The organism is Bacillus sp. PK6-16, from assembly GCF_056530295.1.
The window spans coordinates 28,601-51,435 of sequence record NZ_CP096511.1 but is presented as its reverse complement, the minus strand read 5'-3'; the positions used below and the strand labels follow the sequence as shown (position 1 = coordinate 51,435).

Sequence of the window (22,835 nt, the reverse complement as noted above, 5' to 3'; positions counted from 1 at the left end):
CTGCTCCTTAAATACGAAGCAGCTTCTTGAGTTCTTTTGCATATGTACGACTAACAGGTACTTTTGATCCTTCTTTCATAATTAAATTATAAGTAGAGTTAAACCATGGCTGAATTTCAGTAATATGATTAATATTCGCAATAAAGCTACGATGAACACGCATGAAACTTACTTGCGGCAACTTCTTTTCCAAAATCACAAGTGTATCGTGTGTTACATATGTTTCCCTCATTGTTTTTACTGTCACTTTTCCGTCCACAAGTCCTACATATACAATATCTTCAATATTAACAAGTACGATTGATTCTTCAATTGGTAATGCTAATTTATGCATCTCTACTGTTACATCTGTCCCCTTTATTTCGTGCTTCGTTTCTATTTGCGATTGTTTTTGTTTTTTATACTTCTTTAATGTCTGCACAATACGCTCTTCATCAAATGGTTTTAAAATGTAGTCTAACGCATCTACTTCAAATGCTTGCAGTGCATATTGATCATAGGCAGTAGCAAATACAATTGCAGGTGGATTTTTCATCTTCTTTAATATATTGGCGATTTCAAATCCGTTATCATCGGATAATTGAATATCTAAAAACACAATATCTGGTCTACTTTGCATTAGTTCTTCTAATGCGTCTTCCACACAATCAGCCTCACCAATTATCTCAACTTCTTTCGTTCTCTCTAATAAATACTTTAGTTCATCACGTGCTAACATTTCATCGTCAACTACTAATACTTTTAACAATCTGCTCTTCCTCCCCTACTTTTTTTGGAATAACAAAAGTAATCTCTGTCCCCTCATTTAATTCACTTTCGATATGAAGCATCGTTTCTTTTCCAAATAATCCAATAAGACGTTCATTAATATTATATAAAGCTGTTCCAGTCCCTTTCTTTGACGAAACTACCATCTTTCCTAATTGTTCTAAACGTTCTTCCTCAATTCCCTGTCCATTATCTTTTACTTCAAAATGAACCATACCCTCTTTTTCAAAAACATGCACTTCTACTTCACATACTGGTTGCTTCTTCGGAAAAGCGTGTCGCAATGCATTTTCAACCAATAGTTGAAGAACAAATGGTGGTACTAAAGTTGTCTTTAGCTCGTCCTCAATATACATCTTTACCTCATACTTATTTGGGAACCTTGCTTGTTCTAAGGATAAATATGCCTGTACATGGTTTAATTCTTGTTCTAGTGGAATCAATAACTGACGTGCCCCTTGCAAATTACATCGGAAATATACGCTAAGCTGTAATAATAACTTCCTTGCTTTTTCTACATCTGTTCGGCATAAAGCTGATACTGTATTAATCGCATTAAATAAAAAGTGCGGGTTAATTTGCGCTTGTAATGCTTTTATCTCCGCATCTTGCAATAATTTACTTTGCAACTCAGCTTCACCTAATTCAAGTTGTGTAGAGAATATTTTTGCTAATCCTTCTGCTAATTCCTCTTCCACACGACTTAACTGGTTAGGATTTTTGAAATACAGTTTTAATGTCCCTATTGTATTTCCATGTGAAGTTAGTGGAATAACAATCGCCGCTTGCAAAGGGCATCCTTCATGTTGACAATTAATAACCTCACGTGATTTTGCTTTCATTATTTTTCCTGTGTGTAACACTTCTTTCGACAAACCAGTTATTAAACTATGTGACGGAATATGGTGATCTGATGCTAATCCAACATGAGCTAATATTTTCTCTGTATCTGTTAAGGATACCGCATCTGTTCCTGTAAAGCGGTGAATAATTTGTGCCACATGCTTACACGATTCTTCTGTTAAGCCTTGGCGAAAATATGGTAACGTTTTATCTGCAATACGTAATACCTTATGAGTCTGAAGTGCCTTTGCGTTCTCTTCCTGACGCAAAATAGCTTGTATCATAGAAAGTAAAATAAAACTTCCAAAACTATTTACAAGGATCATTGGTATCGCAATTGTTTTCACAATGCTCATTCCATCCTCTACAATTAATAGGATCATAATCATTTCTAAAGAAACAATAAAAACACTTAAAATCGCTGAAAACTTAGGGGTAATTGTACGGTTATATTTTTTAAAAATGTATCCGATATAACCAGTTATAACGCCTGCTAAAATTGAAGAGATTGCACAACTTAGAGCTGTCGTCCCTCCAAGCATATAACGGTGAATACCAGCAATTGATCCTACCCCAATTCCGACGATAGGACCACCAAGCAATCCACTAATTCCAACACCCATAATACGTGTATTTGCAATGGTACTCGATGATGAAACACCTTGTAACCAATTTTCATTCATAATCGTATTTCCTGCTATTTCAATCCCAGTGTAATTGCTTACAATTGTAAATACCGAAAAAATACAAATAAGCTTAAGCTTATCTACATAGCCATCCTGTTTATGAAGGAGGCGTCTGAAAGTTTTAATATGAGAGAGTAAAAATCCTAAAATAACTATAAGTCCGACTCGTTCAATCATCATGAGTACTAAATTTAGCATCTTTGATTCATTCCTTTTTATTTAGTTAGTTTTATTATGGGAAAATAATGAAGTCGGCGTCAAGAAGAACGAAATGTTTTTTGAAATATTTTACACATAATAACTTCCTCTTTATTTGACAATACATATAGAAGAGTGCTAAAAATAAAGTAATATAATACAGTCCTTTAACCCAACCCCGTGAGGTTGAGAAGGAAGTCGGAATACAATATACGTATGTTCTTTTCTTGGGGATACGTATGCTTTTTTGGCCTTCTCATCATATCAGGTGAGAAGGCCTTTTGTTATTCTTCCATAGCGACTGTAGAAAATAAGGAGGAGTAATAATGAACGTCACTACTGATGTACAACAAACAACAGAGGAGACAAAAGCGAAAAGATATAAAACATTATTTGGTTCTGCGCTAGGATATGCAGCAGAAGGTTTAGATATGTTGCTATTATCTTTCGTACTTGTCTATATTTTAAAAGAGTTTCACTTAAGTCCTGTTGAAGGTGGAAACTTAACTTTAGCTACCACAATAGGAATGTTAATTGGTTCTTATTTATTTGGATTTATTGCTGATTTATTTGGCCGTATTCGTACAATGGCCTTCACAATCTTACTGTTTTCACTAGCAACCGCACTCATTTATTTCGCAACAGACTACTGGCAATTATTAATTCTGCGCTTTTTAGTTGGAATGGGAGTTGGTGGTGAATTCGGAATCGGAATGGCCATCGTAACAGAAACATGGTCTAAAGAAATGCGCGCTAAAGCGACATCTGTTGTTGCACTTGGATGGCAATTTGGTGTACTGATAGCTTCACTCCTTCCAGCATTTATTGTCCCACACTTTGGATGGAGAGCCGTTTTCTTATTTGGATTAATTCCAGCTTTACTAGCTGTCTATGTCCGTAAAAGTTTAAGTGAACCGAAAATATGGGAGCAAAAACAACGCTACAAAAAGGAACTATTGCAAAAAGAAGCTGCAGGTAAATTAACAACTACTGAAGCAGAACAACTAAAACATATAAAAAAATTTCCACTTCGAAAGTTATTTGCCAATAAAAAAGTAACAATTACAACAATTGGTCTTATTATTATGTCGTTCATCCAAAACTTCGGATATTACGGAATCTTCACATGGATGCCCACTATTTTAGCAAATAAATATAACTATACATTAGCAAAAGCAAGTGGCTGGATGTTCATTTCTACCATCGGTATGCTAATTGGAATTGCAATCTTTGGTATTCTAGCTGATAAAATTGGTCGCCGTAAAACTTTTGCAATCTATTATATTGGCGGTACAGTATACTGTCTCATTTACTTCTTCTTATTCACAGATTCAACATTATTATTATGGGGAAGTGCATTGCTTGGATTCTTTGCAAATGGAATGATGGGAGGATTTGGAGCAATTTTAGCTGAAAACTATCCTGCTGAAGCTCGCTCTACCGCCGAAAACTTTATTTTCGGTACAGGACGTGGATTAGCTGGATTTGGGCCTGTTATTATTGGCTTACTTGCTACAGGTGGCAATCTACTTGGAGCATTGTCCTTGATTTTTATCATCTACCCAATCGGGTTAATTACAATGCTACTATGTGTACCAGAAACAAAGGGAAAAGTATTAGATTAAACGTAAAAGAGGAAGCATCTCATTTAAGATGCTTCCTCTTTTACGTTTTTATTTATTTTGATTTACTAGCCTTCTGAAATAAGAATGCAGTTTTATCTTCTTCTTTTACAATACCTTGTTTTAATGCTAATTCTCCCGCAACTTTAGGCGCTAACCATAGCATTGGGAATAACAAAATTGATACCGGAACTGCCGTCACCACGATAAACGATTGTAGCGCATTAATACTTCCTTCACCCATATATAAAAGAATTGCTGCAACTGCGCCCATAATAAGCGACCAAAAAATTCGCAAACTAATTCTAGGATCTCCGTCTCCAGTCACTGCCATTGAAATGGAATACGCCATTGAATCTCCTGTTGTCACTACAAATAAAATTGTTAATAAAAGAAATGCTGGTCCAATAATATTAGAAAGTGGCAATTGCCCTGTAATTGCAATCATAGCTGCCGGCATACCAGATTCACTTAATGCGTCCGAGATAGACCCAGGATTCATCAACTCATAAAACACGCCTGATCCACCTAATATAGTAAACCAAAATGTTGTAATAATAGGTGCGATAATTCCAATTGCAACGATGATTTCTCGAATCGTTCTCCCTCTTGAAATTCGACTCACTAAAATTGCCATCATTGGTCCGTATCCAATAAACCATCCCCAGAAAAAGATTGTCCAAGATCCTAACCAACTTGTATCACCACGGTATGTGCTCATCGGTATAAACTCATTTACATAAAATCCAAACGAAGAAACAAACGAATCAATAATAAATCCACCTGGCCCAAATAGTAATATGAATGCCATTAACACAATTGCTAATCTAACATTTAAATTACTTATAATTTGAATCCCTTTATCAATACCTGTTACTGCCGATATGGTAGACACGGCCACCACACAAACAATAATTGCTAATTGAGTAGTAAACACATCAGAAACTCCAAATAATTCTTGTAATCCATAACTTGCTTGTAAACCTAAAAATCCAATTGGGCCAATTGTACCTGCAGCTACTGCAATAATTGCAGCTGCATCAATTATCGTTCCAAGCAGGCTCTTTCTTAATTTTTCCCCAAAAATAGGATATAAAAGCGTTCGAGGTTTTAGCGGCATATCTTTATGATAATGTCCATACATCATAACTACCGCACTAATTGTACCTAAAATCGTCCATGCTAAAAATCCCCAATGCATATAACTTTGTGCTAAAGCAGGCATGACTGCTTCTTTCGTTCCAGCAGATATACCATCATGTATTGGTGGCACCGTCATCAAATGATACATTGGCTCTGCTGCTGCCCAAAAAACGCCACCTCCAGCAAGTAATGTAGACATAATAATAGCAAGCCATTTTGCCGTACTAATCTCAGGTTTTTCTAATCCCCCAAGCTTAACTCTCCCATATTTGGAGAAAGCCATACACATCGCAACAATAAATGTACCTAATAATAAAACTTGCCAGAAGGCACCGAAATATTTAATTGAAAAAGCGAAACTTTTATTAATCGCACTCTCTACATAATCCTTGTTCAAAAAAACTGCAATTACAAATAATAAAAGTGAACCACCACTAATAATAAATACAGGCCAATCAGTTTTTCGACTCTTCATCCTCATTTATACTTCCTCCTTCCTCAGCAATCTAAAAAACAACTTTATTATGTTTTATTGTTTAAACCTAAAAACATAATAATTATATATGCATAACATTTTATCGACTTCCCACATACTTATGTTGTCCCTAAAAATATGCCAAATCCCTTATTAAAAAGAAAAATCCTCTTCCTCTTACATAAAAAAGCAAAACAAAAGACCTTATATTTCTATAAGGTCTTCGAAACAGAAATTTGATTATAACATAAGGTACTCCTTGGTTCAAAAAGCCTCTTCCAAAAATAACCGAGAGTAAAGGCTTCCATTTGCTACATAACAGTAATTAAAAAAAATTATATTTCAAAGAAAAAACCTACACTAAATATTATTTATGAAAGAAATTTGGCTTCAAAATTTCATTCGGATACGGTTTATGATAAATGTGAGTGGTAGCTGGAGATAATGGCGGAATAAGCCATACCCAATTACCTGTTACAACACGACCACAAGCAGCTTCTTGCTTCTCAAATTGCTGAAATTGTTGTGCAGCAGTATGGTGATCAACAATACTAACTCCTTGTTTTTTAAAGGAGTGTAGTACGGCAATATTCAACTCAATTAGCGCCTTATCTTTCCATAAGGTACCGTTTCTCGATGTATCTAAATCCATCATCTCCGCAACAGCCGGAAGTAAATTATAACGATCATGATCTGCTAAGTTGCGCGCCCCAATTTCTGTTCCCATATACCATCCATTGAACGGAGCGGCTGTATAAGAAATACCGCCAATTTCTAAACGCATATCTGAAATCATTGGAACACCATACCATTTTACTCCAAGTGATGAAATAGGGTATTCTGGGTGTTCAATTGGCACTTCTTTTACTTCTTCTCTCGGAATTTCTTTATATGTAGGCGCCTTCCCATTTATAGAGAACACAAGTGGCAATACATCGAAATTCGTACCTTCTCCTTGCCAACCAAGCCCCTGACAAAAGTCCGTAAATGTAGCGGAATGAGAATCACCAATCACTCCCGTTTCTGTTTTATATCCTGCATATCGAATCAATTGGTGATTATAAATTCTTATATTATTTTCTTCACCTTGATATTGCTTAAAAATCGTAATGGTTGGTTTAACTTTCCCGTCGTTCGTTGCATATTTAATATGATGAATTAATGCATTATATACACCCTCTTCATCATTTACTTCGCGCGCATCTAATATGTGCATCTTACTCCAAAATAGTCTTCCAATACATCTATTACTGTTACGCCATGCCATTCGTGAACCATGAACAAGTTCTTCAAATGTATGCTCATATGTCCCTGTCTTCTCTATCTCAATTTGAATTTCTTTTATACGTTCTTCTATCAATTGTTCTTTATGAAGCTCCTTATAACAAATCGTAATAAAATTACTTGCTTCCTCTATTAATTGTTTCGTTTTACTCATAAACAATCTCCTTCTATTTCAACAAAACCCTGCTACTTTACAGTATAAGCAAAAAGGATAGGAGTCACAAATGAAAGTGAGAGTGTTACTTTTATTGTAATATTTTTCAGAAAATTAATGGACTTACTATTGACTTATATGGAAAATGGGTGTATTTTTGACTCAGGTAAAGTATTTTTACCTAGACCAACTTTTTTTAAAATAGAAAGGAGGTAATGTTATGTCTTCATTTCAATTGCCAAAGCTTTCATATGACTATGATGAACTAGAGCCACATATTGATAGCAATACACTTTCCATTCATCATGGAAAGCACCATGCGACATACGTAAACAATTTAAATGCTACTTTAGAAAATTATACTGAATTACATAATAAATCTTTAGAAGAATTGCTATGTAATTTAGATACTTTACCGAAGGAAATTGTTACAGCTGTACGAAATAACGGTGGTGGTCACTATTGTCATAGTCTTTTTTGGGAAGTGATGAGCCCACGAGGTGGCGGTGAGCCTAATGGAGACGTTGCAAAAGTAATTGATTATTATTTCAATACCTTTGACAACTTAAAAGATCAACTTTCCAAAGCAGCTATTAGTCGTTTTGGAAGTGGCTATGGATGGCTTGTTCTTGACGGTGAGGAACTCTCTGTTATGAGTACACCAAATCAAGATACGCCTTTGCAAGAAGGGAAAATCCCCTTACTCGTAATTGATGTATGGGAACATGCTTATTATTTAAAGTATCAAAATAGGCGCCCAGAGTTTGTTACCAACTGGTGGCATACAGTAAACTGGGACCAAGTAAACGAGAAGTATTTACAAGCAATTCAATCACAAAAACATTAGTCGTACGTATAAGGTAAATTTGGTAATGTAAAATCAGTATTGTCGAAATCCTCCAGAATCCCCCGGATTGCCACCGGGGGATTTATGATTACTTCATTGTATTTATATAATGTTTTAAAATATTTTTCATTTCTAGTTTCAGCTCTCGGAACAAAAATCCGAATTCACGAGCCTTTCCATTATGTAATGTACAGTTAGTTACCTCATTATAAGGAGCTATATTTTCCCCAGCTTTCTGAATGAGTGCTTTTATTCCTGTCTTCTCTTCTATGAAATGAATAATTTCTTCCGTAGAAACTACCCCGTTACTACAGGCGTTAATTGGCCCTTTCACATTTTCCATTCCGCACCAAGCTAGAAACTCTCCTGCCTCTTTTTCATGTATAAATGACAAAGTTCCATCTACATGATCCACAACGATAGGTTTTTGGTTCACAATACATTCAACGTAAAATTGTAACCTTTTCGTATAATCGTTTTCTCCAATAACAACTGGAAAACGAACTGCAACAACTGGGAATGTTGCTTGTTGAAATACAACGGCTTCAGCTAATCTCTTTCCTTCACCATAATTGAAGTCATTCCTATCTCCATACGCGATTGCATAATCGTGCGGATTAAAGTCTTCTTCTGATAAGCTTAGGGCAGGTTCATAGACGGCCATTGAAGATGTCATAACATATTTCTTCGTTTTCCCTCGTAACACTTCACATATTATCTTCGCTGCATTCGAGCTATAGCATAAATTATCGTATACAATATCATAACTTTTTCCTTCTAGACGCTTTTCTAGTAGCTTTCCATCTTCTCTATCAATAATTATTCTTTTTACTGCGCTACCAAAAGAATCTTCAGTAACTCCCCTCGTCGCAATCGTTACATCGTGCCCCTCTTGCAAAAGTGCTTCTACTAAATGTTTACCAAAAAATCTTGTTCCCCCTAGCACCAATACTTTTTTCAACTTCATCATCCCCATTTTAGCAAATTGTAAAATACTACCTCTCTATTATAAGTGCCAACATATAAAAAGCATGGAATTCGTTTAACGATTCCATGCTTTTCTACAGAAAATATATTAACGTACTCGATATTTATAAATACAATAACAGAAGTACAAAATAGAAATTACTGATACATAAACCCATAGTTCATATACAAATCCCTCTCCCCACACTCCCATAAAATAAAAGAGTGAAGGTAAAGTCAATGTTACCCATGATTGTACGAAGGCAATCCTTCCAAGATATTGATTAATGTTCTTCTTTTGTGTATTTAATACAAAGAATAAATACCAAAGTAATGCCCACATAAACCACGTTAACGCATTAACAACATCATGGAATTGAACAAATGAAACAACCATATAGAATAAGGCTATAATTGCTACCCAAATACAAAACCATCCTAGACCACTACTATCCATTCCTTTTATAAAAGTAACACCTACATATAAATAAGTTAATCCAAATAAGAAAGTAGCCGCATATGAATACACTGTCCAATTGCTTTGGTCAGAAATCATGATCAAATAAAACGGAATAATAATTTGTAGTGCACCCACAAACAAATTAAAAACACCCGCACTTTTCATCTCTGCTTTCCCTAATATAACAAGACTATTTAAAAATAAAGCTGCCCCTGAAAGTAATAATCCTACATAACCCATATATATTCGTGTGAAAATCTTTACCTTTCACACTTTTAACCTCCCCACACTATAAAGTGATACTTATATTATTTTTCTTCCCATTTAAAACTACATACATAATTTTTCATCCAAATAAGTCAGACCTCCTACCTCAAAAAGGAGCGAACTTAAAACGCTTTCAATAATAAATAATCCTATTAAAACATGAACTAGGATTCCTTGATTATAAACGGACTCTAGCAATGATACAAGTGTTGGAATACTTTTCAATAATACGCTTTCAATTTCTATAAAAAATTAATAAAATAATACATTCCTCTATCTCATTCTACTACCTTCTAGCATAAGATATTGTAAAATCACATCATTTAAAACAGCGAACGTTCTTTTCTAGGTTCGCTAATAAAATTAATAAAAAATGACCTCTTGCTTTTATGCAAAGGTCATTTTTTTATATTCATCATTAAACTTCTAAATAGCCATTTTTATTATTTGATTGCCATTTCCAAGAATCTGCACACATTTCTTCTAATCCGCGTGTTGCCTCCCAGCCTAATTCACGCTTTGCTTTCGATGCATCAGCAAAACATACTGCCACATCACCTGGGCGACGCTCTGTAATTTTATAAGGAACTTTCTTACCCGAAACTTTTTCAAACGCTTCAACCATCTCTAGTACACTATAGCCCATACCTGTGCCCAGGTTATAAGCATCTACTCCCGTTGTACTCAGTACTTTCTCAAGCGCCTTTACGTGACCATTTGCTAAGTCCACAACATGGATGTAATCACGGACTCCTGTTCCATCTTTCGTTGGATAGTCATTTCCGAATACGCTTAATTCTTTTAACTTACCTACCGCTACTTGCGTTACATATGGCATTAAGTTATTTGGGATTCCATTTGGATCTTCTCCGATACGCCCACTTTCGTGTGCACCAAATGGATTGAAATAGCGAAGTAATGCGATACTCCATTCTGCATCTGCAAATGCTACATCACGCATAATTTGCTCAATCATTAATTTCGTTTGACCATATGGATTTGTTGCACTTAATGGAAACTCCTCCGTAATCGGTGACGTTTCCGGGATACCATATACAGTTGCAGATGAACTAAAGATTATCTTCTTTACATTATGTTTCTGCATTACTTCACATAGCACTAACGTGCTTGTAATGTTGTTATGATAATATGTTAATGGAATCGCTACTGACTCCCCTACAGCTTTAAATCCTGCAAAGTGAATAACTGCTTCAATTGCATTTTCTTCAAAAATTGCGTCAAGCGCTTCGCGATTTAAAACATCTTCTTTATAAAACTTAAATTGTTTTCCTGTTATTTCTTTCACTCGATTTATAGATTCTACCGAGCTATTCGAAAGGTTATCCACTACTATAACTTCGTAACCGCTATTTAGTAATTCTACACATGTATGACTACCAATATATCCTGCTCCACCTGTTACAAGTATTGCCATAATTATAGTCCTCCATATTTCATTCATTATAAACTTCTCAAAGTATATCACATATTTCTTATCCTATGTTTAACATGCGAACACAGAAACTTACATTTTATCCCATAATAATTTTATAACATATACGATTCTAATCCGGTAATAAAAAAATGCCACATAATAAAAATTATGTGACGTTTTTTTTTATTAAATTACGTAACAATATACACTTAGAAAATGCGCAAGACTACCTAATAATACAAAAACATGAAAAATTTCATGATGCCCCATATATTTAAACTCTAACCATTTTGGCTTTGTGCCATAAATAAATCCACCAATTGTATAAAAAATGCCCCCAAGTACTAAGAAAATAATGCCTCCTGTACTTAAATTCTCAGCTAACGGTGCAAAGAATAACACAATTAACCAACCCATCGTAATATAAATTGCTGTCGATAACCATCTTGGACAATTAAACCAAAACATTTTAAATACAATGCCACAAATCGCAGTTGCATAGACTAAACAAAATAATAGTAAACCACTTGCTGAATTTAATGTAATTAAGCAAAAGGGTGCATATGTACCTGCAATTAATATAAAAATCATAGAATGATCTAGCTTCCTAAAGAAGTAAATAACACGTTCATTGGCCACAACACTATGATACACAGCTGACGCCGTATAAAGGACCATCATTCCAATACCAAACAAAATAACAGCTGTAATTGCAGCAAATGATGGCATCTTGATAGAAACTTTCACAAGCATAGCTAATAAGGCAATAAATGATAATATCGCTCCACCTAAGTGAGTAAATGCATTAACTGGTTCCCTTACATAAGTATTCATAATAACACCCCTCATATAATTACATATAGTTTTAATAACTACATGTAATTATATACACATTTCTTTTTAAGGTCAACATTTACAATTCATTTGTTTCGTAATACCATATTTAAAGATATATTAAACATTAAGTTCCACTAAGTTATAAAAGTGAGGGATTCTACGTGGAAAATATAAATGAATTACTTGAGACATTGCATTTAGAAAAAAACATTAAACTTGAGGATATTCCAAATGTTGACTTATATGTAGATCAAGTTGTTCAACTATTTGAGAATACTTATGCAGATACAACGAGAACTGATGATGAAAAAGTATTAACCAAAACGATGATTAATAATTACGCAAAAGGGAAACTATTCATCCCCATCAAAAATAAAAAGTATTCAAAAGAGCATATGATTTTAATTAGCCTAATTTATCAATTAAAGGGAGCTCTCTCCATTAACGACATAAAAAGTTCATTAGAAACTATAAATGACTCCTTATTAAATGATGATTCATTCGAATTAAATACGTTATATAAAAATTATCTTGCTCTTACTGAAAGCAATGTCGAAAGCTTTAAACAAGACGTAAATAACCGTGTTACAGAAGTAAATGAGATTTCTTCCTTAGAAGATACAAAGCTAGAAAAATTTCTACTACTAACATCCTTCGTGACTATGAGTAATATGTATAGACGTTTAGCGGAGCAACTAGTGGATGATTTAAAAGAATCATAAATAAAAAACTATCCACCTATTAAAGTGGATAGTTTTTTATTTACTTAATTGCTTCATGAACTTTTAGTTGTTTCCCTTTAATCGTTGTAGTCTTCATGACTTTCAAGACAAGTGGTCCTTTTCCATTTAATATTTCAACGTAAGAAACATTATCTTGTATCGTAATAATGCCTATATCTTCTGCTGTAACACCTTTAATTTTAGCAATTGTACCGACGAAATCTACCGCCCTAATTTTCTTTTTCTTCCCGCCATTAAAGTACAGCTTCATAATGCCTTTGTTGATGTCTGCATTTTTATCTTTCTTTATAATTGGTTTAGCATGTATCTTTTCTTCAAATGCAGCTTTCTCTTTCATAACTTCTTCTTTTGAAGGTCCAATTGCCTTTGGAATTTCAAATCCAATATACTCCTCAATCTCTTCTAAAAATCTATTTTCATATGGTGTTATAAATGTAATAGCTTTTCCACTATTTCCAGCTCGTCCCGTTCTTCCAGTACGATGTACATAGCTTTCTTTTTCAAGTGGAATATCATAATTAATAACATGTGTAATATTATCAATATCAATTCCTCTCGCAGCTACATCTGTTGCTACTAAATAACGGAATTTTCCTTTTCTAAAATCATCCATGACTTCAAAACGATCTTCTTGTACCATACCACCATGTATTTTGTCACAAGGATAGTTAGCTCGTTTTAATTGTCTATATACATGATCTACATTTTCTTGTGTACGGCAGAAAATAATACAGCTATCAGGATTCTCAATCGTTGTTACATCTTTAAGTAGTGAAAGCTTCTCGTCTTCTATCACCTCAAAAAGAGTATGTTCAATTTTATCCGTCGTAATCCCAGCCGCTTTAATTTCAATATGAGTTGGTGAATTCATATATGTACGAGACAATTTCTCAACATCTTCTGGAAGTGTTGCTGAAAATAACATTGTCATTCTTTTTGTAGGTAATTCATCAATAATTGCCTCTACTTGATCGATAAAGCCCATATTTAGCATCTCATCTGCTTCATCAATAACTAAATACTTCAAACACTCTAAAGAAAGGGTACCCTTCTCAATATGATCCAACACACGACCAGGAGTCCCAACTACAATATGTGTCTTTTGCTTTAATTCTAATTTTTGACGTGCAAATGGAGATTTCCCATAAACTGCCGCAGCCTTAATCCTTTTGAATCGACCTATATTTGTAATATCTTCTTTTACCTGTACCGCAAGCTCTCTCGTTGGTGTTAAAACTAATGCTTGTGGTTTATTCTCTTCCCACTCCACCATTTCACAAAGTGGAATACCAAATGAAGCTGTTTTTCCACTTCCAGTCTGGGATTTCACAACAAGATCCTTCTTTTGTAATGCAACTGGAATAACCTCACCTTGTACTTCCGTTGGATGATCATACCCTAACCCAGTAAGTGCCCTTACAATTTCCTTACTTAATTTATAATCAGAAAAACTTTTTTCACTCATATATTAACCTCATTTTATTCTGTATTATTTTCTTTTTTATCTTTTGTATACGTTACTATCACCCTACTTATTATACTTGAAACCTCACATAAAAGGTGAATCATGCCAGATTCATCTTTTTATATAGAAATAAACCTCTTCATTTCATATATTGTTCAACTACTTGATAACATCTTTTGCTCGTATTGTTAGCATTAACCTTTTTATAGTATCCTACATCCACTCAAAAAAATAAAAAGAATACATACACCCTTGTATAATTATCTTAATTTTTCAACCCTTCCCATAAACGAACAATAAAAACAAAAAAACATTTTAAATTCGTTTTTAACGTTTTTTTTCAGATGTAAAATCTACTTTTTTAAAAAATGTTAAGAAATCCTTTGACTTCTTAATAAAAATAATGTAAATTATCCTATGGACGAACATTTTTGATTAATAAAAATAAAATATTCGTATTTTAGGGGTGTAAATGATGGAAAACGTATTTGACTATGAAGATATTCAATTAATTCCTGCAAAATGTATTGTAAATAGCCGCTCTGAATGTGATACAACTGTCACTTTAGGAAAACATAAATTTAAATTACCTGTCGTGCCTGCAAATATGCAAACGATTATTGATGAAAGAATTGCAACTTATTTAGCTGAGAACAACTACTTTTATATCATGCATCGTTTCCAACCAGAGAAACGAATCTCATTCATTAGAGATATGCAATCACGTGGATTAATCGCTTCTATCAGCGTTGGTGTAAAAGAGGACGAATATGAATTCGTACAACAATTAGCTGCTGAGCAACTTACACCTGAATATATCACGATTGATATCGCACACGGTCATTCTAATGCTGTGATCAACATGATTCAACATATTAAAAAACATTTACCAGAGAGCTTCGTTATCGCTGGAAACGTTGGAACTCCAGAAGCGGTAAGAGAATTAGAAAATGCTGGTGCCGATGCAACAAAAGTTGGTATTGGACCTGGTAAAGTTTGTATTACTAAAATTAAAACAGGCTTCGGAACTGGTGGTTGGCAGCTAGCTGCACTTCGCTGGTGTGCAAAAGCTGCAAGTAAGCCAATTATCGCTGATGGTGGTATTCGTACACACGGCGACGTAGCTAAATCTATTCGATTTGGGGCAACTATGGTCATGATCGGTTCTCTATTCGCTGGTCACGAAGAGTCTCCAGGGGAAACAATTGAAAGAGATGGCAAACTTTATAAAGAATACTTCGGTTCTGCTTCTGAATTCCAAAAGGGTGAGAAGAAAAACGTTGAAGGTAAGAAAATGTTCGTTGAGCATAAAGGTTCTTTAGAAGATACGTTAATCGAAATGGAACAAGATCTTCAATCTTCTATCTCTTACGCTGGCGGAACAAAATTAGACGCTATTCGTACTGTAGATTATGTTGTCGTGAAAAACTCGATTTTCAATGGTGACAAAGTATATTAATTCTTAAATTAACTCGAAGGACAAGCATTTTCATGCTTGTCCTTCTTTTTTGTATATAAAAATGTAAAATATTTTAATTAACTGAATTTTCTAGTATTATGTGTTTAGATAGTCTTAATAAGGAGGAGATACGACTTGAAAAATGTAATGGAAAATCGCCTTAATCGCGCAGAGGTACCTGCTGAACTAACATGGGATTTATCCGATTTGTATAATTCTGATGCCGAATGGCATGCTGCATTAAACGCATTGGAAAATGATATACAGAAACTTGATTCATTTAAAGGGCATTTACATACTAGCTCCCACACTTTATTAAATTGCCTACTTTTAGAAGAAGAGCTTTTAATGACGTTAACAAAACTATACTCATATGCAAATTTAAAAGAATCTACTGATCGTACAAATCCAAGTATTCAAGCGAACTCTTCCAAAATTTCTGCTTTATGGACGAAAGTACATACTGCACTATCCTTTATTCATAATGAAATCCTCTCATTCGACGAAGGAACAATTGAAGAATATTTAACTGAAGAAACAAAACTCGAACCTTTCCGTAAATCGTTACTAGAAATACTACAAAAAAGACAGCACACACTCTCTCCTGAAACAGAAGAAGCACTTGCTGCACTTGGCGAAGTTCATAGTTCTCCATACAAAATTTACGGCATGACTAAATTGACCGATATGGATTTTACTTCTATACAAGACGAACAAGGAAACGAACTTCCTGTTTCATTCTCATTAGTTGAAAGCAAATATGAATTTTCTCCAAGCACATATATACGTCGAAAAGCATATTCATCATTTGTTTCCACACTAAAACGATATAAAAATACAATTGCCACAACATATGCTACTGAAGTAAAAAAACAAGTAACACTTTCTCGTTTACGTAAATATGAATCTGTTACCCATATGCTATTAGAACCACAAAAGGTTCCACTTGAAATGTATAACAACCAACTTGATATTATTTATAAAGAACTAGCACCTCATATGCGCCGTTTTGCAGATTTAAAAAGGAAAGTATTAGGACTCGATCAAATGCTTTTCTGTGACTTACATGCACCTTTAGATCCCGAATTTAATCCGTCGATTACTTATGAAGACGCAGGCACGCTCATTCAAGATTCTTTAAAAATATTAGGCGATGAATATAGTTCCATAATCGAAAAAGGATTCAAAGAAAGATGGGTAGATCTTGCAGATAACGTAGGTAAATCAACAGGAGCATTTTGCTCAAGTCCATACGGCTCTCATCCCTATATTTTAATTACATGGCAAAATACGATGCGCGGATGCTTTACATTAGCACATGAATTTGGACATGCTGGTCATTTTTATTTAGCAAATAAAAATCAACGTATTATGAACGTACGCCCATCTATGTACTTTGTTGAAGCACCATCAACTATGAATGAATTACTATTAGCTCAGCATTTACTAGCGACTACTGACGATAAGAGAATGCGCAGATGGGTTATTCTGCAACTACTTGGCACATATTATCACAACTTTGTTACTCACTTACTTGAGGGTGAATATCAACGTAGAGTATATACTCTAGCAGAAGAAGGACAGGCCCTTACAGCTACAACTTTAACTGAAATCAAAACGAATGTCCTATCGACATTCTGGGGAGATTCTGTAGAAATCGATGAAGGTGCAGGCTTAACTTGGATGCGTCAACCTCATTATTATATGGGTCTATATGCTTATACATATTCCGCAGGCCTCACTGCATCCACTGCAGTAGCTCAAATGATTAAAGAGGAAAGACAACCTGCTATTGATCGCTGGTTAGATGTGCTTCGTGCTGGTGGTACAATGAAACCACTTGAACTAATGAAACATGCCGGAGTAGATATGTCAAAACCAGATGCAATCCGTAAAGCTGTTTCTTACGTTGGTTCATTAATTGATGAATTAGAGCATTCTTATCAAGAATAAAAAAATAAGCCCTCGCTTTAATGAGGGCTTATTTCATATTTACTTCCCAAACCGTTTGCGATATCCACATTTCCTGCAAAGTTCTTCAACCGCAACTCTTTTCGAAAATCCATCGACAATGTTTGTTGCTCTTTCACCTTCAATAATGTTAGAAAATGAATCATTATTAATATTCCCAAGGTTAATAATCCCTTCACCATCTAAACAACAAGGAATAACTGTTCCATTCGCTAAAATACCCGCTTGATTACGAAGTCCATGACAGAATCCTTTCCCATCATCCTCTTCCTCATGTAATGCTGGCCACTGGAATTCATAGTCTTGATTAATAAAGACACGTTCTGCAATTTTTATACCTTTTCCTGGTGTAAGCTTCTCTTCAATTTGATAAGATAGATCAAATTCATTTTCAATTATAGATAATAACTCTCTATTTTTCTGGATTTCAGCATTTGTTTTATTATCCTGAGTTAAATTCCATAACCTTAACGATACAATTAAATCTGATTGACTTGTCGCTTCCCTAATGAAGGAAAGTATACTCCTTACATAGCCCTCTTTATCTTGCGAACCTGGATGTCCATCAAAACTATGCAGTGAAAAATTCATTTGTCTTAACGCAGGCTTATTTAACAGCCTATGTCTTCTCTTATTAATTAACGTTCCGTTCGTTGTAATATTAACTTTAAACCCTTTTTCATGACTTAAGTCTAATAGTTGATCTATTTTCGGATGGAGCAACGGCTCACCCTTCACGTGCAAATAAATGTAGTCTGTGTGAGGTTTAATTTGGTCTAATCTTTTAGCAAAATCCTCCACAGAAATGAATTGCTTCTGCCTTTCCGTCGGCGGACAAAAGCTACACGCAAGATTACATACACTCGTAATCTCCAAGTAAAACTTCTTAAACTTCTTCACCTTCAATTCCTCACTTCTCTAACTACTTATACTTTTTCCTCTTCATATTACAGCATATTTTTATAGAAATAGAAACATACTTATTTTAGGAAATCTACATACCATCTAATAATATTTAAAAGACCATCGGTAATTTTTGTCCAATGGTCTTTTTATCCTTTTATATACAAAGAATAAATTTATTTATGATACGGTTCATCGTAACTATTCTAAATAAGGTTATTTTTTATTATTTTCATAATTAAATTTAACAAAAAAGGTAGTGCCTTCCGATCCTGTTTGAATTTCTATTTTTGCATTATGGCGGGCAGCAATGGCATAACATACACCTAACCCCAATCCAGTTCCATTATCTTTGGTCGTGTAAAACGGCGTACCCAGTTTCTCTAATACTTCAGGCCTGATACCTTTTCCTTGATCCCGCACTGCAAGCACCACACAATTTTGACCTTCCTTGTAAGTGCTAATGGTTAGAACTTTCCCTGTATTCATCGCTTCTAAGCCATTACGATATAGATTCATTAATAATTGCCGTATCTCATTACGATTTAAAAGTAATTCTGGAATGTCATTTGTATCGACTTGAATATATTTATTTTGATTGTACGTATCAATCTTTATTAAAGGAATAATATCGCAGATAATTGAATTTAAATCTAACATCTGCAAATCCAATTTCCTTGTATTACCCATTGAGAGAAATTCAGTAATAATAGAATTGGCACGGTTAAGTTCTTCAATCATTAAATGAAAGTACTTATTATGTTTCTCATAGGTATTCTCTTCTTTTAATAACTGTAAAAATCCCAGTACTGTTGTCATTGGATTTCTAATTTCATGGCTGATACCTGCTGCCATTTGCCCTATTAAATCTATATTGGATAATCTTTTCAATTCCTGTTCATATTTCTTTTTTTCCGTTATGTTTTTAAAAATACAACAAATACCATCATCATATGGGTATGCAATAACTTCGTGCCAATATTCATCTGCAGTAGAAAGAAATTCGAAATGAACTGTAGTTCGCTCTGACATCGCACGATGAAATTCCTTATACATAACTGTGTCAATTTCACTCGGGAAAACATTCCATATATTCTTTCCTAATACATCTTTTGCTGTTTTTCTTTGCGGAAAATATTGGTGCTTATTTACGTACGTAAATTCCCATTTATTATTTAAAATAAAAAATCCATCCGTAATACATTCAATCACACTTGTAACTTTTTCATTAGCAGCAGCTAGCTCTCTCGTTCGCTCTTCCACTATGCTCTCTAGTTGATCCATATACAACAAATTCGAAAACGTAGGGGCTGTGGCATCAACGATAGATTTTGCTAGTTGAAGTTGTGAATCATCATAATTGTGAGCTTTTCCTTCTTTGCCAACGACGATTACCCCTAATACTTCTCCCATTGAAACCAATGGAATCATTAATAGACCCTTACTATCTATATTTTTTGTTTGAATAACCTCTTGGATCTTGGCTTCATAGCTTTTCTCTGTCCAATCCGCTTCTGTCCAATGACAGTCCTTACTTAATTTCGTTGTTTTAATTGTTGTTTTGTCTAGCGGATCTAGAAGATGAGCAGTCATATTTTTACTCTCTAAAATCTGTTCTAGGTAAAAAAAGCATTTATCAAAACTCTCCTGTATCGAGGAACACATCGATAAATCACGTGTAACATTTAGTAACAGTTGTTTCTCAGCAATAAGGTTTTCCTTTTGTTTTAAATTATTTGCGTTTTGAATTGCAACCGCAGCCATATTTACATAAGCTTCAACACTTTGAATTTCTGAATCTGTTAAGTTCATCGGAATTCCATAATCAAATAAAAAAACCAGACCAAATAACTCTTGCCCAAATGAGATAGGCAAAGCTAATAAGGACTTAATTTTGAATGCATTAACCGGTCTCGGATCTGGTCGATGATCCTTTGAGGTATCAGGAATATAGATGGTTCTTTTCGTTTCAATAACTTCTTTTGCCAGTAAGTCTATTTCAGGATCAATTACTTGAGTATCGAGCGTTACACCATTTATAGTCTCTGGTTTTCCTGCAAACCCTCTAAATGTTCCATCTTCCTGGGGTAAATAAATTCCAACAGCGTCGCACCTAACAATCTCCTCTGATATCGCCATTGTCACACGCTGCAATACGTCACGTAGTTCTAATTTCGTATTTATTATTTTTGTTATATTCGCGAGCCTAGAATATCTCGTCTGATCACTTACCATTCACATAGCCTCCAGTTATAGGCATAATAAAATAAATATGATAATATCAGTGTTTTATATAGAATACATTACTTATGATACGGTTCCCCACGATTAATCCGAAACGCTCTATACACTTGCTCAAGCAACACTAATCGCATTAATTGGTGTGGTAACGTCATCTTTGAAAAAGAAAGTGATTCGTTTGAACGCTTCATCACTTCTGAACTTAGTCCGAGTGATCCACCAATTACAAATGCGACTTTACTCTTTCCGTATGTAGCAAGGCGATCTAGGCTTACCGCAAATTCTTCTGATGACTTTTGCTTTCCTTCTATAGCTAATGCAATCACATGCGTGTCATCAGAAATTTTATCCAGTATACGTATACCTTCTTTTTCCTTTACAATTAACATTTCTGCTTCACTTAAATTTTCTGGCGCCTTTTCATCAGGCAATTCAATTACTTCTACTTTTGCGTATGCAGATAATCGTTTTAAGTATTCTGCTATACCTTGTTTCAAATATTTTTCTTTTAATTTCCCAATTGAAATAATCGAGATATTCACACGTATCCTCCACCTTACAAACATGTTATCCACAAAACTTATCCACATATCCACAAATACTACCCACATGTTGTGTGAGAATCTGTGTTCGATACAACATATGTCGCCTCATTTTGACAAAATTCACATGTTTTTTTCTCTTTTTCCAAGTTATCCACATTGTTGATAACTGGCGCAACTTCACACTCATCCACAATAATATCTAACGCTAATTCAACATGCTCTAAACAACACGGTAAATTCATTTTCTTCACCTCACTTTTCTACAATAGAAAACAGGAGGTAGGCCCTCCTGTTTTTAATACTTTTGAATGCCTAATTTCACTGTTGTTGTTACTCTTTTTGTGCCACGATAAAACGTAAGAGTCATTTTATCATTAATTTCCTTATCATATAAGGCCGTACGGAATCCAATAATATCGCGAATCGGTTTTCCATCTACCGCCACAATAACATCATGTTCTCTTAAACCAGCATCCGCACCTGGCGAAGGACTTTTCACATCCAAAATACAAACTCCCTCTGTTACAGTACCTGGTAAATGTAATGTTTTTGACCAATAATAGTTTGGAATTTCATTTAATGACCTAAGTTCAATCCCAACATATGGTCTTCTTACTTTTCCATACTTCTCAAGTTCATTCATAATCGGAACAGCTCGAGTCACCGGAATAGCAAGGCCGATTCCTTCTACTTCTTTTGCAGCAATTTTCATTGAATTAATACCAATTAATTGTCCTGCTGCATTTACAAGCGCACCGCCACTATTCCCCGGATTAATCGCTGCATCTGTTTGTAACACTTCTACTTGCCAATCATAATGTCCATCTTGATCTAAATCTACAGGGACAATACGTTCATTAGCTGAAATAATACCTTGTGTAACTGTTCCAGAAAATTGCAGTCCAAGTGGGTTTCCAATCGCAATAACTGGCTCTCCTCTGCGAACAGTATTAGAATCGCCAATTTCAATTATTTTTTTCACATGCTTTGCATCTATTTCTAATACAGCTAAGTCTGTGACTACATCGGTTCCTAATACTTTTCCGGGAACCTTCTTACCGTCACTTAGACTTACTTCAATACGATTCGCTCCAGCTACAACATGATTATTCGTTACAATATAAGCTTGACCATCTGTCTTTTTATAAATTACTCCTGATCCTGTACCGGCCTCTGAATCTGCCTCTGAAAAGTTATCTCGTTGAATGTTAATAACACCCACAACAGCTTCAGATGCACGATCAACAGCATCTACAAAGCTAATCTGTTTAATCCCTTGAGCTTCGGCCATATTACTTCCGCTTGCTTCAGCTTGCGGAAGCGTATCAGCAGAATTTGAAAATAAAGGCGCTCCAAACGCGAATAAAGAAGCTCCTACAATTGTTCCCGCTATACTAGAAAGAACTATACCTTTGTGCTTCTTTTTTCCTGCACGTTTCATACGATAATTTTCTTCATCAATAAAGGACATATTTGTTCACCTATCTTCCTGAAAACAACTATATTCACCTTTATTGTTTACT

General features: G+C 34.7%; 19 protein-coding genes. 5 read left to right on the top strand and 14 right to left on the bottom strand.

The annotated features are described in order from the left end of the window. Positions 1-7: 7 nt before the first annotated feature. Both M1D66_RS00260 and lytS read right to left on the bottom strand, forming a co-directional pair. Positions 8-748, bottom strand: coding sequence for a LytR/AlgR family response regulator transcription factor (locus tag M1D66_RS00260; RefSeq protein ID WP_000921843.1), 741 nt, complete (start codon positions 746-748; stop codon positions 8-10). Next, positions 726-2,495: a two-component system sensor histidine kinase LytS gene (gene lytS / locus M1D66_RS00255; RefSeq protein ID WP_000933561.1), complete on the bottom strand. Its 1,770-nt coding sequence runs from the start codon at positions 2,493-2,495 to the stop codon at positions 726-728. Before lytS ends, M1D66_RS00260 begins: the two co-directional genes overlap by 23 nt. A 326-nt stretch (positions 2,496-2,821) precedes the next feature. Between lytS and M1D66_RS00250 the strand changes: the two genes are divergently transcribed. Next, positions 2,822-4,120, top strand: a complete 1,299-nt coding sequence (locus tag M1D66_RS00250) for an MFS transporter (protein ID WP_001103412.1) — start codon at positions 2,822-2,824, stop codon at positions 4,118-4,120. Between the two features lie 52 nt (positions 4,121-4,172). On the opposite strand, the gene M1D66_RS00245 is transcribed toward M1D66_RS00250, so the two are convergent. Together M1D66_RS00245 and M1D66_RS00240 are read right to left on the bottom strand one after the other, a co-directional pair. Continuing rightward, entirely contained in the window at positions 4,173-5,741 is a 1,569-nt protein-coding gene (locus M1D66_RS00245) for a BCCT family transporter (protein ID WP_001242445.1), read from the bottom strand. Positions 5,742-6,102: 361 nt separating this feature from the next. Beyond that, complete coding sequence (locus tag M1D66_RS00240; protein ID WP_000047627.1) at positions 6,103-7,173, bottom strand: nitric oxide synthase oxygenase; 1,071 nt, start codon at positions 7,171-7,173, stop codon at positions 6,103-6,105. A gap of 220 nt (positions 7,174-7,393) precedes the next feature. Here M1D66_RS00240 and sodA point away from each other — a divergent pair, with 220 nt between their 5' ends. Further along, entirely contained in the window at positions 7,394-8,020 is a 627-nt protein-coding gene (sodA, locus tag M1D66_RS00235; protein ID WP_000094042.1) for a superoxide dismutase [Mn], read from the top strand. Between the two features lie 88 nt (positions 8,021-8,108). Here the strand turns inward: sodA and M1D66_RS00230 are convergent, their stop codons facing one another. The 4 genes from M1D66_RS00230 to trhA form a co-directional block, all read right to left on the bottom strand. Beyond that, positions 8,109-8,996, bottom strand: coding sequence for an NAD-dependent epimerase/dehydratase family protein (locus M1D66_RS00230; RefSeq protein ID WP_114555751.1), 888 nt, complete (start codon positions 8,994-8,996; stop codon positions 8,109-8,111). Positions 8,997-9,095: 99 nt separating this feature from the next. Then, positions 9,096-9,686 (bottom strand): AmiS/UreI family transporter, encoded by a 591-nt coding sequence (locus M1D66_RS00225; protein WP_000542569.1) that lies wholly within the window; start codon positions 9,684-9,686, stop codon positions 9,096-9,098. 445 nt (positions 9,687-10,131) lie between these two features. Then, positions 10,132-11,148 (bottom strand): UDP-glucose 4-epimerase GalE, encoded by a 1,017-nt coding sequence (gene galE, locus M1D66_RS00220; protein ID WP_000996540.1) that lies wholly within the window; start codon positions 11,146-11,148, stop codon positions 10,132-10,134. A 186-nt stretch (positions 11,149-11,334) separates the two neighbouring features. Then, positions 11,335-11,982, bottom strand: a complete 648-nt coding sequence (gene trhA / locus M1D66_RS00215; protein WP_001099728.1) for a PAQR family membrane homeostasis protein TrhA — start codon at positions 11,980-11,982, stop codon at positions 11,335-11,337. Between the two features lie 164 nt (positions 11,983-12,146). Here trhA and M1D66_RS00210 point away from each other — a divergent pair, with 164 nt between their 5' ends. Continuing rightward, a complete protein-coding gene (locus M1D66_RS00210; protein WP_000427879.1) occupies positions 12,147-12,707 on the top strand; it encodes a DUF1836 domain-containing protein in 561 nt (186 codons plus the stop codon). A gap of 40 nt (positions 12,708-12,747) precedes the next feature. On the opposite strand, the gene M1D66_RS00205 is transcribed toward M1D66_RS00210, so the two are convergent. Continuing rightward, a complete protein-coding gene (locus M1D66_RS00205) occupies positions 12,748-14,193 on the bottom strand; it encodes a DEAD/DEAH box helicase (RefSeq protein WP_001291575.1) in 1,446 nt (481 codons plus the stop codon). A gap of 475 nt (positions 14,194-14,668) precedes the next feature. Between M1D66_RS00205 and guaC the strand changes: the two genes are divergently transcribed. Together guaC and pepF are read left to right on the top strand one after the other, a co-directional pair. Further along, complete coding sequence (gene guaC, locus M1D66_RS00200; protein WP_000432447.1) at positions 14,669-15,652, top strand: GMP reductase; 984 nt, start codon at positions 14,669-14,671, stop codon at positions 15,650-15,652. A gap of 135 nt (positions 15,653-15,787) precedes the next feature. Further along, positions 15,788-17,605, top strand: a complete 1,818-nt coding sequence (gene pepF, locus M1D66_RS00195) for an oligoendopeptidase F (RefSeq protein ID WP_242284006.1) — start codon at positions 15,788-15,790, stop codon at positions 17,603-17,605. Between the two features lie 39 nt (positions 17,606-17,644). Here pepF and M1D66_RS00190 read toward each other — a convergent pair whose 3' ends face one another. The 5 genes from M1D66_RS00190 to M1D66_RS00170 all read right to left on the bottom strand — a co-directional run bounded on the left by M1D66_RS00190 (position 17,645) and on the right by M1D66_RS00170 (position 22,783). Next, positions 17,645-18,523, bottom strand: coding sequence for a radical SAM/SPASM domain-containing protein (locus M1D66_RS00190; protein ID WP_000713633.1), 879 nt, complete (start codon positions 18,521-18,523; stop codon positions 17,645-17,647). A gap of 219 nt (positions 18,524-18,742) precedes the next feature. Beyond that, on the bottom strand, positions 18,743-20,761 hold the full coding sequence (locus M1D66_RS00185; RefSeq protein WP_242554912.1) for a GAF domain-containing sensor histidine kinase: 2,019 nt from the start codon (positions 20,759-20,761) through the stop codon (positions 18,743-18,745). Positions 20,762-20,829: 68 nt separating this feature from the next. Next, on the bottom strand, positions 20,830-21,309 hold the full coding sequence (gene rlmH, locus M1D66_RS00180) for a 23S rRNA (pseudouridine(1915)-N(3))-methyltransferase RlmH (RefSeq protein ID WP_001027003.1): 480 nt from the start codon (positions 21,307-21,309) through the stop codon (positions 20,830-20,832). Positions 21,310-21,368: 59 nt separating this feature from the next. Next, entirely contained in the window at positions 21,369-21,554 is a 186-nt protein-coding gene (locus tag M1D66_RS00175) for a CxxH/CxxC protein (RefSeq protein WP_012593384.1), read from the bottom strand. Positions 21,555-21,607: 53 nt separating this feature from the next. After that, entirely contained in the window at positions 21,608-22,783 is a 1,176-nt protein-coding gene (locus M1D66_RS00170; RefSeq protein WP_000008031.1) for a S1C family serine protease, read from the bottom strand. Between the last annotated feature and the right edge of the window lie 52 nt (positions 22,784-22,835).

Bases quoted from the DNA above. Each gene is read 5' to 3' on its own strand.
- lytS (WP_000933561.1), bottom strand. From the start codon at position 2,495: ATGCTAAATTTAGTACTCATGATGATTGAACGAGTCGGACTTATAGTT.
- M1D66_RS00250 (WP_001103412.1), top strand. From the start codon at position 2,822: ATGAACGTCACTACTGATGTACAACAAACAACAGAGGAGACAAAAGCG.
- M1D66_RS00245 (WP_001242445.1), bottom strand. From the start codon at position 5,741: ATGAGGATGAAGAGTCGAAAAACTGATTGGCCTGTATTTATTATTAGT.
- M1D66_RS00240 (WP_000047627.1), bottom strand. From the start codon at position 7,173: ATGAGTAAAACGAAACAATTAATAGAGGAAGCAAGTAATTTTATTACG.
- sodA (WP_000094042.1), top strand. From the start codon at position 7,394: ATGTCTTCATTTCAATTGCCAAAGCTTTCATATGACTATGATGAACTA.
- M1D66_RS00230 (WP_114555751.1), bottom strand. From the start codon at position 8,996: ATGGGGATGATGAAGTTGAAAAAAGTATTGGTGCTAGGGGGAACAAGA.
- M1D66_RS00225 (WP_000542569.1), bottom strand. From the start codon at position 9,686: ATGGGTTATGTAGGATTATTACTTTCAGGGGCAGCTTTATTTTTAAAT.
- galE (WP_000996540.1), bottom strand. From the start codon at position 11,148: ATGGCAATACTTGTAACAGGTGGAGCAGGATATATTGGTAGTCATACA.
- trhA (WP_001099728.1), bottom strand. From the start codon at position 11,982: ATGAATACTTATGTAAGGGAACCAGTTAATGCATTTACTCACTTAGGT.
- M1D66_RS00205 (WP_001291575.1), bottom strand. From the start codon at position 14,193: ATGAGTGAAAAAAGTTTTTCTGATTATAAATTAAGTAAGGAAATTGTA.
- guaC (WP_000432447.1), top strand. From the start codon at position 14,669: ATGGAAAACGTATTTGACTATGAAGATATTCAATTAATTCCTGCAAAA.
- M1D66_RS00185 (WP_242554912.1), bottom strand. From the start codon at position 20,761: ATGGTAAGTGATCAGACGAGATATTCTAGGCTCGCGAATATAACAAAA.
- M1D66_RS00175 (WP_012593384.1), bottom strand. From the start codon at position 21,554: ATGAATTTACCGTGTTGTTTAGAGCATGTTGAATTAGCGTTAGATATT.
- M1D66_RS00170 (WP_000008031.1), bottom strand. From the start codon at position 22,783: ATGTCCTTTATTGATGAAGAAAATTATCGTATGAAACGTGCAGGAAAA.